This is a genomic window from Bradyrhizobium sp. (assembly GCF_047605465.1).
Lineage (GTDB): Bacteria > Pseudomonadota > Alphaproteobacteria > Rhizobiales > Xanthobacteraceae > Bradyrhizobium.
In genome coordinates this window covers 1-13,163 of sequence record NZ_JASGFS010000069.1, presented here as the reverse complement: position 1 = coordinate 13,163, position 13,163 = coordinate 1, and the positions used below count along the sequence as shown (strand labels likewise).

General features: G+C 62.9%; 15 protein-coding genes. 8 read left to right on the top strand and 7 right to left on the bottom strand.

All coding sequences use genetic code 11. The features are described 5' to 3' along the window. Positions 1-609 precede the first annotated feature (609 nt). The 6 genes from QM712_RS31220 to QM712_RS31195 form a co-directional block, all read right to left on the bottom strand. Positions 610-903, bottom strand: a complete 294-nt coding sequence (locus tag QM712_RS31220) for a hypothetical protein (protein ID WP_415027000.1) — start codon at positions 901-903, stop codon at positions 610-612. Positions 904-923: 20 nt separating this feature from the next. After that, on the bottom strand, positions 924-1,397 hold the full coding sequence (locus tag QM712_RS31215; RefSeq protein WP_415026999.1) for a curlin: 474 nt from the start codon (positions 1,395-1,397) through the stop codon (positions 924-926). Between the two features lie 48 nt (positions 1,398-1,445). Continuing rightward, a complete protein-coding gene (locus QM712_RS31210; RefSeq protein ID WP_415026998.1) occupies positions 1,446-1,856 on the bottom strand; it encodes a curlin in 411 nt (136 codons plus the stop codon). Between the two features lie 49 nt (positions 1,857-1,905). Then, on the bottom strand, positions 1,906-2,298 hold the full coding sequence (locus tag QM712_RS31205; RefSeq protein WP_415026997.1) for a curlin: 393 nt from the start codon (positions 2,296-2,298) through the stop codon (positions 1,906-1,908). A 120-nt stretch (positions 2,299-2,418) separates the two neighbouring features. After that, on the bottom strand, positions 2,419-2,808 hold the full coding sequence (locus QM712_RS31200; protein ID WP_415026996.1) for a curlin subunit CsgB: 390 nt from the start codon (positions 2,806-2,808) through the stop codon (positions 2,419-2,421). A gap of 190 nt (positions 2,809-2,998) precedes the next feature. Further along, positions 2,999-3,646 (bottom strand): response regulator transcription factor, encoded by a 648-nt coding sequence (locus QM712_RS31195; protein ID WP_415026995.1) that lies wholly within the window; start codon positions 3,644-3,646, stop codon positions 2,999-3,001. A 595-nt stretch (positions 3,647-4,241) separates the two neighbouring features. On the opposite strand from QM712_RS31195, the gene QM712_RS31190 reads away from it, so the two are divergent. The 6 genes from QM712_RS31190 to QM712_RS31165 all read left to right on the top strand — a co-directional run bounded on the left by QM712_RS31190 (position 4,242) and on the right by QM712_RS31165 (position 11,204). Further along, a complete protein-coding gene (locus QM712_RS31190; RefSeq protein ID WP_415026994.1) occupies positions 4,242-5,672 on the top strand; it encodes an efflux RND transporter periplasmic adaptor subunit in 1,431 nt (476 codons plus the stop codon). Continuing rightward, complete coding sequence (locus QM712_RS31185; protein WP_415026993.1) at positions 5,669-6,394, top strand: ABC transporter ATP-binding protein; 726 nt, start codon at positions 5,669-5,671, stop codon at positions 6,392-6,394. Before QM712_RS31190 ends, QM712_RS31185 begins: the two co-directional genes overlap by 4 nt. After that, positions 6,391-7,614: an ABC transporter permease gene (locus QM712_RS31180; RefSeq protein ID WP_415026992.1), complete on the top strand. Its 1,224-nt coding sequence runs from the start codon at positions 6,391-6,393 to the stop codon at positions 7,612-7,614. Before QM712_RS31185 ends, QM712_RS31180 begins: the two co-directional genes overlap by 4 nt. A 50-nt stretch (positions 7,615-7,664) precedes the next feature. Then, entirely contained in the window at positions 7,665-7,982 is a 318-nt protein-coding gene (locus QM712_RS31175; RefSeq protein WP_415026991.1) for a response regulator transcription factor, read from the top strand. Between the two features lie 446 nt (positions 7,983-8,428). Beyond that, complete coding sequence (locus tag QM712_RS31170; protein ID WP_415026990.1) at positions 8,429-10,282, top strand: alkaline phosphatase family protein; 1,854 nt, start codon at positions 8,429-8,431, stop codon at positions 10,280-10,282. A 175-nt stretch (positions 10,283-10,457) separates the two neighbouring features. Next, positions 10,458-11,204: an SDR family oxidoreductase gene (locus QM712_RS31165; protein WP_415026989.1), complete on the top strand. Its 747-nt coding sequence runs from the start codon at positions 10,458-10,460 to the stop codon at positions 11,202-11,204. 78 nt (positions 11,205-11,282) lie between these two features. On the opposite strand, the gene QM712_RS31160 is transcribed toward QM712_RS31165, so the two are convergent. Next, a complete protein-coding gene (locus tag QM712_RS31160) occupies positions 11,283-11,855 on the bottom strand; it encodes a hypothetical protein (protein ID WP_415026988.1) in 573 nt (190 codons plus the stop codon). A gap of 380 nt (positions 11,856-12,235) precedes the next feature. On the opposite strand from QM712_RS31160, the gene QM712_RS31155 reads away from it, so the two are divergent. Next, positions 12,236-12,895 (top strand): peroxiredoxin, encoded by a 660-nt coding sequence (locus QM712_RS31155; RefSeq protein WP_415026987.1) that lies wholly within the window; start codon positions 12,236-12,238, stop codon positions 12,893-12,895. Positions 12,896-13,039: 144 nt separating this feature from the next. Continuing rightward, on the top strand, positions 13,040-13,163 hold a 124-nt coding region (locus tag QM712_RS31150), incomplete at its 3' end, for a deoxyribodipyrimidine photo-lyase (RefSeq protein WP_415027016.1).

Below are 13,163 nucleotides of genomic sequence, written 5' to 3'. Positions count from 1 at the left end.
CCAACTCGTTTGGCTTGCAAAGCAGCTCCCCGAGACCACGCTAGGACGGGCCGTCAGCGCGTCGCAAACGCATAATTAAGAATTGGTTAAGACGTAGTCTTAACGGGCGTTGCGGCAAGCCCTGGGATCGCCCGCCCCGTCCCGGAGCGCCGCTTTGTCGCGGCCGGCCGCGATCCGCTGTCGACGATTTGACCACGAGTTGATTCCGAGTTGATCGCGGCGTTCCGGAACGCTGCTGCATTGCGGTCGTTGGCCCCGACACAGCACGGAGCATCTCGATGCAAAAGAAGACGGAATTGCTTGGCTTGATCACCGCATCGCTCGTCGCGGGCACTGCCGCCCGCGTCGGCCCAGGGTTACGACCGTTTCGGGAACCCGGTGGGTTGGGATCGCAGCGGCTATGAGCCGGCACCGCCGCGCGTGATGTACTATCCCGATCCCGCCCCGCCTTATGGCGCACCAGGCAGCACCAATCATCCGACGCCGAGTTCGACATAAGGCGACGTCGGCCCGGACGGTAACAACAACGGCACGCTGACCGGCGGCTATCGCTGGCAGCGCAGACGTGCCACAGGGCCCATCGTTCTCGCGAACGATGGGCCCTGCGCGTCAGCGTCCCTGCTGCTTGCGCAGCCAGTCCAGCATATCCTGCGAATTGCCAGTGCCCTGCGACACGATCGTGGTGTTACCGCCGCTGCGACGATAGACCGTGGTGCGGCCGGGCTCCTTGTCGATCCTGACCTCGGCCTGTGCCGGATCTCCGCTCTGGGTGATGACCGACGTTCCGTTCTCGTCCTGCACCACGGTGGTGTGGCCGTCGCCGCTCTCGCCGGCACCCGCAGGCGGGGCCGCGATTGCTGTCATGACGATGCTCATTCCGGATGCGATCAGGAGGAACTTCATCTCACACCTCGCTTTCCCGATCATCGGCCGAACTGGAAGATCGACAACCAGTTGAAGCGACCGAACTGCTTCACTGTTCCCGAGTTCATGTCCCCGATCTGGAGCAGCAGAGCATTCGCCGAATCCCCGATCTGGGTGATGTCGGCGATGTTGTTGACGCCGGATTGGCCGATCAGGGCGTTCATGGTGCTGCCGACCTGGATGACGTCGACATAGTTGCGCGTGCCGTTCTGAACAATGGTGGCATCGACTGTACCCGTTCCGCCGAGTTGGATCACGCGCGCGATGTTGATCGTGCTGTTCTCCGTGATCGTGACCGGCTGCAAATTGTTGCCGTACTCCACGACCGTATCGACGGTCATGGTCCTGACTGCGAAGCTGCCTGGGATGGTCCGGGTGGATGACGATGACGTGGATCCAGCCGATGCCTCGGATGCAACGCTGACGGCGGCGAGCAATGCCGACACCGCCAGGAGCTGCTTGTGATACCTCATCGTCTTTCCCCCTGCTGTTTACTGACGCAACTGAACGCGCATTCCATGTCACGGACTGGTCTGGACGACCGTCGAAGAGTTGATCTTGCCGAACTGCGCGATCGCTCCCGCATTCATGCTGCCCAGCTGCGATATCAGGCTCGTCGCGGACTGCCCGGTTTGACCAACATAGGTGACGTTGTTCGTCCCGGTCTGCCCGACCGATGACGACGTCGTGCCACCGAACTGCAGGACGCCCGTGGCATTGTTGCTTCCGTTCTGCGTGACGGTCGCGCTGGTGTTGCCGCCGATCTGGAATATGCCGACCATGTTGAGCGCGCTGCTCTGGTTGACGACGACGGGCGGCCCGTTGACCGAAACGATCGTCTTGATGTCGGCCGCCTGCGCCCGCGCGGCGCCGTTCGCGGCGAGACAGGAGACGAGGACCGCCGTCGCAACGACTACAATATGCTTGTTCATCATAATGTGCCTCCACAAATATGTGCCGAAATCACCACACGAGCTCAGCTTACGGAGCCTGCTGCAGAATCGTGGACCCGTTCAGAATACCGAGTTGGCCCACCCCGGCGGCGTTGTTCAGACCGATCTGGCCGATCAGACTCGTGTTGGCGCCTCCGACCTGGCCAGTCGTAGCGCTGTTCGTCGCCGTGGCCGTCGTGCCGCCCTGTCCTATCGTCGCGGAATTGACCGAGGAGGACGAGCCGTGCTGCGTGCTTGTTGCCAGATTGAAGGCTCCGAATTGCAGCGTCGTCGCGGTGTTGTTCACCGCACCGGTCTGCGCTGTCGAGGACAGGTTCAGCGTACCGAATTGCAACACGCTGATGGAGTTGGCGGCGTTGGCATCGGCCGAAGCCAATGCGCCGAGCACGGCGGCCGCCGCGAGAAGGTGTTTGATCCGCATGTGAAGTTCCTCCGCTCGGAGCAGCTGTGCGATCCGCCGCCCCACCAAGAAGCCTGATCGTGGCCATTCGAACATGACTCTGGGTGCGCCGCTTGTGCGCACCCAGAGGTACGGGGCTGGCTAGTGCTGGGTAATGGTGCTGAGGTTGATGCCGCCACCGAGCTGGCCGACGGAAGCGGAATTGGCCGGGGGCAGACCGAAGATCGAGAACTGACCGATCGCGCTGGAGTTGCTGCCGGTGGCAACCTGTCCGGTCGAGGCGCTGTTCACGATGCCGATCTGCAGCACGCCGCTGGCGTTGTTGAGCGAGGGAGCCGACGTGCCCTGCATGGTGCTGGCGCCGTTCACGAGGCCGAGCTGAACGGTGGTCGAGGTGTCATTCACGTGGCCCTGCTGGTCCACGGTCGAGCCGTTCAGCAGTCCGACCTGAACGGTGGTGGCCGTGTTGGCGGCGTGGGCGGCTGACGACAGAGCGAACACGGCGGCGGAGGCGAGGAGCAATTTGCGCATGGAGTATCCCTTTCTAGCCAAGTTGTCTGACAGAATGAAGATGCCGTCTTGGAGGAGGCCGACATCGTGGGATTACTCTGAACCGATCGCGCGTCGCGCGACAGACTGCAGTTCATGCTAATCGGTACGGACTAGACGTTGCGGAAAATGTTGCGGAGAATATCGTCGACTGCGAGCCTTGGTGACGCGATTATACGAGGCACGCTCGCGCCATGTCTGCTGCATGTCCGATCCTGTCGATCAACCTCACGACGTCGATCGGCGAACGCAGCTCCAGCTTTCGCATCATCCTGGCGCGATGGACCTTCACCGTCACCTCGCTGACACCAAGCCTTGCCGCAATCTGCTTGGCGACGAGTCCTTCCGCCATCAGCAGCATGATCTCCCGCTCCCGGGCCGTCAGCGCCTCGACGCGCTGACGCGCATCGCGCACCCTGTCCTCGCGCTCGAGCCGCCGGCGGTCACGCTCCAGGCCATGCCTGATCGCGTCGAGGATTTCCTGTTCGCGGAACGGCTTCGGAAGAAACTCGACAGCGCCGCGTTTCATCGCCTCGACCGAGACGCGCACGTCCGAATGGCCGCTGATGAAAACGATCGGGATGGAGACGCCCGACTCGACGAGCCGGCGCTGGAGCTCGAGACCCGTCGGCGAGGTGCCGGGAAAGCGGACGTCGAGCACCAGGCAGGACGGTCCGTTGGAAAGTCTCTCCTTCAGGAATTCATCCGTTGAGGCAAACAACCTGACCTGATGTCCGGTCTCTTCGCAGAGGCTTCCAATTGCGTTGCGTATCTGGATTTCATCATCAATGACATAAACAGTAGCTTGATCGGTACTCATCACAATGAACTCCCCGAATTGGGGCTCGATGATCCGGCAACGAGCCTTCCTCATTCTCGCAAACGGTAAAAAGGTGCTTGAATGCCTCGGCGAGCGCCGACTGGGCCGCTCAGACCCGTTACGTCTCCATTCTAGGGCCCGCACCCGACAAGACGAGTGAAGGCGTTCACATATCTGGCTTCGTGATCAACCGGATCCGACGTCGCCATCATGGCGGGACGCCATGTCAGCGATGCTACAATCCGCGATCGCGACCATGGTTTCTCGAACTGCGTTTATCGAACTGCATCGTGGCGTCGTCACCAATGCTGCAGGCCCATTGGGCATCGCTCTCGCCGAAAAATAGACGGAGCGTTCTGCGAGCTACCGAGTTCGATACCACGCGCGTCATTTCAAATACGCCTAGTATACGTTTCAAGCAAATCACGAAACATCGCGGCGTCAAGACTTTACTTCTGAATGATGGAGCACGCCCGTCCGTCACCCTAAGAATGGTGACATATTCCCGAGACGCCGGTTCTAGCTCCGGTTCAGCCGTAGCGTGATCTCCGACCGTTCCGCCAACGAAGTCATTTTCAAGAAGGCGGGTTTTAATATGCGATTTGTTCCAGTCATTGCCTTGCTCGGAACTGCAGGTGGCATCGCCGCCATCTACACTGCCGGACCGTCCATGATCACCGGCGCGGCCGGAACGACCGCCGGAGGCGCCGTCCAGGCCTACCAGTCGACCAAGCAGTTCCTTGCACCGGGGGAGCGCGCGCCCCCCGCCACGGGAGCGGATACACCAGTATTCCGATACGCCGCGATCCAGCGCGGCAGCATCGAGCAAACCGTGACCGTCACCGGCGCCCTGCAACCGGTGAAGACCATCGAGGTCGGGTCACAACTGTCCGGACAGCTCGCGCGCGTCTACGTCGACTTCAACGACACGGTCATCAAGGATCAGCCGCTCGCCCTGATCGATCCGCGCAGCTTCGCGGCCAAGGTGGATGAAGCCAAGGCGGCGCTGGCGGTGTCCAACTCGCTCGTCGAGATCGAGCGGGCCAAGCTCGACCGCGCGAGGATCGATCTGCAGAATGCCAAGGGCAGTCGTGACGTGCTCGCAGCCAAGCTCGAGAGCGCTCAGGCGGTCAAGTCGTCGGCCCAGAAAACCCTGCAACGCAAGCTGGCGCTCCAGGCGCAGAACGTCGTGGCCACGACAGCGGTCGACGACGCGCAGACCGAATTTACCGCACGCCTCGCCCAGGAGCGCGAGGCCGAGGTCATGATGTCCCTCAACGCCTACTCCGTGGACGGCGCGCAGGCCGACGTCCGCAGGATCGAGGCCGAACTGGAGCAGGCCAGGATGGCGGTGCCCGAGAAGGCGGCCGTGCTGGCGGCGGCTCAAGCCGATTTCGACCGCACGGTCATCCGCTCTCCGATCGACGGCGTCATCGTCGGCAGATTCGTCAACGAGGGGCAGACGCTCGCGGTCGGCCTGGAGTCGCGCACCACCTTCGTGGTCGCCCACCGCCTCGAAGACATGGAGATTCACGCGCAGGTCGACGAAGCGGACATCGGACGCATCGCCTCCGGCCAGCCTGCCCACTTCACGGTGGACGCCTATCCCGACCGTCGCTTCGAGGCGCTGGTGCGCCAGGTGCGCAAAGCTCCCCAGAACCAGCAGCACGTGGTTACCTACACCGTCGTGCTGTCGACATCCAATCTCGACGGCGCGCTGCTGCCCGGGATGACCGCGCTGGTGAAGATCGTGATCGAGCACCAGGACGATGTGCTGAAGGTGCCGCTCGCCGCACTGCGGTTCCAGCCTTCGGGAGCACGCCCCGACGCTGCTGCCGGACGAAGCGGCGTCTGGGTGCGCACCACCAGCGGCTCGCTGCAACACGTTCCCGTGACCGTCGGGGCAGCAGGCACTGAACAAGTCGCGCTCAAGAGTGGAAACCTCGTCGAGGGCAGCCAGGTCGTCGTCGGACAGGCCATCCGGCCGGCCGGTATGGAATTCCTTGGCATCAGGTTCGGATCATGACCGCCGCCCTGCCCCTGATCAGCCTCAGGTCGGTCTACAGGACCTACCGTGCCGATGGCGTCGCGGTGACCGCGGTGCGCAACGTCAGCTTCGACATCGACCAGGGCGAGATCCTCGCGGTGATGGGACCGTCCGGTTCCGGCAAGTCCACGCTGATGAACATGATCGGCCTGCTCGATCTGCCCAGCGAGGGCGCAATCTATCTCGAAGGCTCGAACGTCGCCGATCTCTCGGAAGACCGCAGATCGACCCTGCGCGCCCGCAGCATCGGCTTCGTGTTCCAGTCCTACAACCTGCTCGCACGCCATGACGCCATCGAGAACGTCGCCTTGCCGCTGGTCTATAGCGGCATCGGCCGCAAGGAGCGGCTCGAGCGCGCCGCGCAGTGTCTCGAGCTGGTCGGAATGCTGCACCGGGTTCATCACTTCCCGCGGCAGCTTTCCGGCGGCGAGCAACAACGCATCGCCATCGCGCGGGCGCTGATCGCCTCTCCCTTGATCGTGCTTGCTGACGAGCCGACGGGCGCACTCGACAGCCGGACCGGCTCGGACATCCTCGCCCTGTTCGCGGCGCTCAACCAGTCCGGCCAGACGATAGTAATGATCACGCACGATCCCAGCATTGCGACGCGGTGCCGGCGTACCATTCGCCTGCATGACGGAGAGGTCGTCAGCGACGAGAGTCAGGTTCCGTTGGCACCGAAACGGAGCTTTGCGTCATGACGATGCTTCAGGGCTTCCGGATCGCTCTGCATGCCCTGCGCCTCAACCCGCTGCGCAGCTTCCTCACCATGCTGGGTATCGTGATCGGCGTCGCATCGATCGTCACGGTTTTCGCGATCGGCGCCGGCGCGCAGCTTCGCCTCCAGGAGCAGATCCGCGCGATCGGCGCCAACGTGCTGATGATCATGCCCGGCACGGTCTACCAGGGCGGCGTCCGCCTCAAGGAAGGCACCAAGCTGACCATGACCGAGAGCGACGTGCAGGCCATCCTCGAGCAGATCCCGGAGATCCAGGCTGCCGCAGGCTCGATCGCCGGCACCGCGCAGGTCATCCACGAAAGCAAGAACTGGAACACGACGATCAACGGCACGACGACCGGTCATTTCATGGTGCGCGACTGGCAGCTCTCGTCCGGCCGATATTTCTCAGGGACCGAAGAGGCCGGCGCGGCGAAGGTCGTGATCCTCGGCAGCACGGTCGCGCGCGAGCTGTTTGCACCGGGCGACGATCCGATCGGCGCCCAGATCAGGATCATGAAGGTGCCGCTCGAAGTGGTCGGCGTTCTCGATCGCAAGGGTCCCTCGCAGGACGACGTCGCCTTCGTCCCCCTCACCACCGCCAAGCTGCGCTTCCTCGGCAGCGCAAGCGGCATCAACCGGGACTCCGTCGCCTACATCATCGCGAAGGTGGCGGCTGAAGCCCAGATGGCCGGAGCGCGGTCTGAAATCGAAAACCTGCTCCGGCAGCGCCACCGGATTCCCGTCGGACAGGAAGACGACTTCAAGGTCCAGGACCCGGCGGCCGCCATGGAGGCCCAGCAGGGAGCGATCCGCACCGTCGCGCTCCTGCTCGTTGCCATCGCCTCCGTTTCACTGCTCGTCGGCGGCATCAGCATCATGAACGTGATGATCGTGTCGGTGACCGAGCGCACCCGGGAGATCGGAATCCGCCGCGCGCTCGGCGGCCGCATGCGGGACATCCGCCTTCAGTTCCTGTGCGAGGCGCTCGTGCTCTGCCTTCTCGGCGGCGCCATCGGCGTCATCGGCGGCATCACGCTGTCGATGACGGTTGCCCGCATGGCCGGATGGATCACGTCGATCGACAGCGAGGCGATAGCCCTCGCGCTGATCTTCTCGATCGTGACCGGTCTCATTTTTGGTTTTTATCCTGCGCACAAGGCGTCCAAACTTAGTCCAATCGAGGCGCTCAAGACGGAGTGAGAAGTTGCTGGGATGGCCACATCGACCCAACGGCCAGGGAGGAGCTAGTCATGAGCCCGGATCCGAAAGATTCGATTACACCGACGCCACGCGAGCGAGAGCTGATGATGCTCATCGCACGCGGAATGCAGAACAAGAACATTGCCTACGAGCTCAAGATCTCGGAGAACACGGTACGGGCGCATATCGGCAACATCATGCGCAAATACCACCTCCAGAACAGAACCCAGATCGCGATCATTTTCGCGCTGCAGGCGGCGCCTCTCTCGCTGCGCCGCGATCTGGCCAATGCCGGGGGCTATCCGACGACGGTGAAATCCGCGCCTGCCCTCGTGCAGAACCCGCGGGCACAGACAGCGCCGAAATGACGGCAGGGTCCGTCCCGGCCACAACGTCGTGTCTTGCCCGCTGGGCAAGACACATGAGGGCGGGATGAATCGACATTGAATTGATTTCGTTTATCCGAATTTCGAATTATCATAGGTTCGCACCCGTTCCGGCCCTGAGTGAGACGGTCACATTGCGATCGTCACGACGCACGGGCCGGGTGGTCGTCGGCAGGCCCTGAGCCTGCTCTGCGCAGCGCCGCTCACGCGCTGCAGCGTCCGGGACACACGCCCGAGCCAATTCCACGACCCTGCCCGCCCGGCGTCGAGGCCGCTTGCCCGCTTTGAGAATTGCCGCCGGCGCAATCCATCCCGTCTCTTCTGCACGGCTCTTGGCTCTTGTAACAAAACTGTCATACAGCAAAACTAAACGAAGACAGCGCGACCGCGGTCGGTCGCCGAGCCGCCTCACCGCAGGGAGAGATTTGATGCGCCGTTCACTGGTGTTGCTGTCCGCCGGACTGACAGTACTGTCTACCGGACTAGCCTCCGCACAGAACAACACCCCCCGCAACCTGATCCTGTTCATCCCTGACGGACTGCGCGCGCTGAAGGTGACGCCGGAGACCGCGCCGGCCATGGCCGAGGTTCGCGACAAGGGCGTCAACTTCAAGAACCCTCACTCGCTGTTTCCGACCTTCACGATGGCCAACGGCTCGGCCATGTCGACCGGCCATTACCTCGGCGACACCGGCGTGTTCTCCAACACGATCTGGACCAACTACACGTCCGTGCCTGCCGGCGACACCGTCGTTCCCTTCATCGAGAACGACTCGGTGCTCGGCGACATCGACGAGCACTTCAAGGGCGACTATCTCAACGAGGAAACCATCCTGAAGATGGCCCGTGACAAGGGCCTGAGCACGGCGGCCATCGGCAAGGTCGGCCCAACCTACCAGTTCGACCACACCGACCATCCCGAGAAAGCCGGCAAGCATTCGATCGTCATCGACGATTCCACCGGCGCCAAGAATGGCGTGGCCCTGTCGGACGAGATGAAGGACGCCCTCGCAAAGGCCGGCCTCCCCCTCACCACCCCGGGTCGCGGCGACAACGGCAAGGCGGGCGATGCCAAGACGCCGGGTACCACGGTCGCCAACGTCGCGCAGCAGGCCTATTTCGCCGACGTCGCCACCAAGGTCGTGCTGCCGATGTTCAAGGCGCGCAACAAGCCCTTCGTGCTGGTGTTCTGGTCCCGCGACCCGGACGGCACGCAGCATAACCAGGGCGACAGCCTCAACCAGATCATGCCCGGCATCAACGGCCCGAGCACGATGGCGAGCATCAAGAACGCCGACAACAACCTCGCCCAGCTCCGCAAGGCGCTCGACGAACTCGGCCTCGCAGCCAACACCAACATCATGATCCAGGCCGACCACGGCTTCTCGACCATCTCCAAGGAAAGCAAGACCAGCCCCTCGGCCAAGGTCAGCTACGACGACACGCCGAAGGACTTCCTGCCAATGGGCTTCCTGGCGCTCGATCTCGCCAAGGCGCTCGATCTGCCGCTGTTCGACCCCAACGACAAGAACGCCGCCGTCACCGGCAACGCGCATCCGAAGGCCGGCAACGGCGTGCTCGGCAAGGATCCGACCAAGCCCGACCTCGTCATCGCCACCAATGGCGGCTCCGACCTGATCTACCTGCCGAACAAGGACAAGAAGCTGGCGGCCAGGACGATCAAGGCCCTGCTCGAACAGGACTACGTCTCCGGCCTGTTCGTCGACGATCAGCTCGGCCGCTTCCCCGGCACCCTGCCGCTGTCGAGCATCAACCTGCGCGGCAAGGCGGCGACGCCGACGCCGGCGATCGTCGTCAACTTCCGCTCCTATGCCAGCGAATGCGGTGAAGCTCCGACGAACTGCTCGGTGCAGGTCGCCGACACCGTGTTGCGCCAGGGCCAGGGCATGCATGGCAGCTTCAGCCGCGGCGACACCATGAATTTCATGGCTGCCATCGGACCGGACTTCAAGGCGGGCTTCGTCGACGAACTCCCGGTCAGCAATGCCGACGTCGGGATGACCGCTGCCCAGCTCATGGGCCTGCGCGCCTCGCAGAACGGGGGCCTCGTGGGCCGTGTGATGTCGGAGGCGCTCCCCAACGGTATCGTGCCGAAGGCGTTCAAGACCGTCGAGAAATCGAAGATGTCCGAGAACGGCCTGCAGACCGTTCTCAACGTTCAGCGTGTCGGCAGCCAGCGCTATTTCGACGCTGCCGGCTTCCCGGGACGTACGCTGGGTCTCGAGCCGGACGCCGGCAAGCAGAAGACGGCGGGGAGATAATCCGCCGCGTCACGGGAACGGGATAATCATCCCGTTTTCGTTTCCTGTTCGAGCATGATCTTACCGGAAAACCGCCATGCGGTTTTCCGGTTTTGCGTTCTTGGGGGACGCTATTGTCCGGAACTCCCGCCTCCCTATCTCTGAACGCGCAACATCATTCGTCAGGACAAATCTCATGGCCAAGCTCAACGGCAAGATCGCTCTCATCACCGGCGGCAGCAGCGGTATCGGCGCGGAAACCGCCAAGCTCTTTCAATCCGAAGGTGCCACCGTGGTCGTCACTGGCTCCTCCGAACGCTCTGTGGAAGCCGCCAAGGCGTCACTTCCCGGCATCGAGGTGCTGGTCTCCGATGCCGGCAGCGTGGCCGCGACAAAAACCCTCGTCGATCAGGTCAAAGGCAAGCACGGACGCATCGACGTCCTGTTCGTCAACGCCGGGATCGCCAAGTTTGCCCCGATCGCCGATGTCGACGAGGCCTTCTACGACAACCAGTTTAACGTGAATGTGAAGGGCGCCTTCTTCCTGATCAAGCACGCGCTGCCGATCATTCCCAACGGCGGCGCAATCATCCTGACCGCATCGGTGGCCGGCGCGAACGGCGGCCTGGTCGGAAGCACGATCTACGGATCGACCAAGGCAGCGCTGCGTTCGTTCGGCCGGACCATCGCCAAGGAATTGACGCCGCGGGGCATCCGGGTGAACACGATCAGTCCTGGCCCGATCGTCACCCCGATCCTCGACAAGGGCGGCCTGACGGCGGCCCAGAAGGACAATTTCATCGAGGGTGCGAAAACGAGGATCCCGCTCGGCCGCACCGGAACGGCTGCCGAGGTCGCCGCGGCAGCGCTCTATCTCGCCGCCGACGCGACTTACTCGACGGGCGCGGAATTGTTCGTCGATGGTGGCTTGATCGATCTTTAGCCTATCGAGGATTGCCAGCGGCAATCCTGCCCGGCTTCGGCGTCAGTGGCCTGCAGAATGCGCCACTGACGATCGGGCCTACATGCCGATGTCGAATACGTTCGGCAGTTGTCCGGCCAGGGGCAGCGCGGTTGCGCCCAGGAAGGTCGCTACCATCGCCATCAGGCGGCGGTTGTTCTGGCGCTTGCCGCGCATCTGGCCGGCGATCCACTCCAGCATCTCGCTCTTGACCTTCGAGGCATAGGACGGCGCCCAGCTCTCGATGTCGGTCTCCGGCAACAGCGCGATGCTGCGCGGCGGCACCGCCAGGCCCGAGGCGCTCGCAGCGTAGTGGGCGACGGCCTTGGCAAGCAGGTCGTCGAAACGGCCGGCGTCGGTGCGCTCGGTCGCGGCTTCGTTGATCTCGAACAGCGCTTCGGCTTCGGCCCGGCTGATCGGCTGGTCGTTGACGGCGGTTGCGGTCAGGATGCGGGCGCACCAGGCTGCGTCGTCGGCATCGAGCGAACGGGAGAAATGGACCCGCCCCTTGGTGGTCGGGCCTTCGCCCGTGATCACGCCATCGCGGACGATGGTCAGTGCGTGGGCCGCGGTATCGCGGCAGGACGGTTCGAGGGACGGCGACTCAACGGGCTTAGGCGCAGCGGCAGACATAGTTCACTTCCAGATTTCTTCTGATCGACCAGCAATTCCATGTGGCCGTAAACGGGTGGTTAACGATTCGATACGGCGATCGCGACTTTTCGAGATGGTTGCTGATTAGTCGCTGTCGGGGCAGATTAGGTTCCGCCGAACATCGGGCGAGCGTGATGCGAGTCATAAAAGGCTTTATCGGGGCAATCGAGACCGGGTCTCTCCGGTGGAGATGTTCCGCGGCACGCGTCCCTGTAACAGAAAGATGCTAGAAGATCGGCCCTTCGAAGAAGGAATTCACATTTTACTTCAACTGGTTCACATGGGCATTTCGGAACCCTATACTGGCCGCGACGGCCAAGAAAAATTCATACGTGAATTCAATGTGATGAGGTAGAACCATGACACTTCCGATCGGCGCCACCGCCCCTGACTTTGAAGCCGACACCACCGAAGGGAAGATCAAGTTCCACGACTGGATCGGCAATAGCTGGGCCCTGCTGTTTTCACATCCCAAGGACTTCACGCCGGTTTGTACGACCGAGCTCGGCGCGCTCGCCCGGCTGAAGCCGGAATTCGACAAGCGCGGCGTCAAGCTGATCGGCCTCTCGGTCGACCCGATCGATCGCCACGCCAAATGGGCGGAGGACATCAAGGAGACCCAGGGCGCGGCGCCGAACTATCCGTTGATCGGTGACGTCGATTTCAACGTCTCGAAGCTCTACGAGATGCTCCCGGCCTCGACCTCGGGCGATGCGCTCACCCGTACCCCGGCCGACAACCAGACTGTCCGCAACGTCTTCATCATCGGGCCGGACAAGAAGATCAAGCTGGTGCTGGTCTACCCGATGACCACGGGCCGGAACTTCCAGGAAATCCTGCGTGTCATCGACTCGCTCCAGCTCACCGCCAAGCATCGCGTCGCGACGCCGGCCGACTGGACACAGGGCGACGACGTGATCATCGCGGGCTCGGTCTCCAACGACGAGGCCAAGACGATCTACCCGCAGGGCTGGAAAGAGCCGAAGCCCTACATCCGGATCGTGCCGCAGCCGAAGTGACCCGGAGTACCCCTTGGCGGTTGCGCAGGGCGACCGCCAAGCCCTCGTTCCGGGGGCGCATGGCCCCCGGGATGACTTGCAGATGAAACTCTGCCCCTGTGTCCCGTATATTGAGAACCTGCTCAACGAGACACATTGCCGATCATGCCAAGCCCACAGCCGATCATCGTCTGGTTCCGCGATGATCTCCGCGTCTCCGACCACCCTGCTCTTCACGCCGCCGCCAAATCCGGCGCCCCGGTAATCTGCCTTTATGTGCTGGACGACG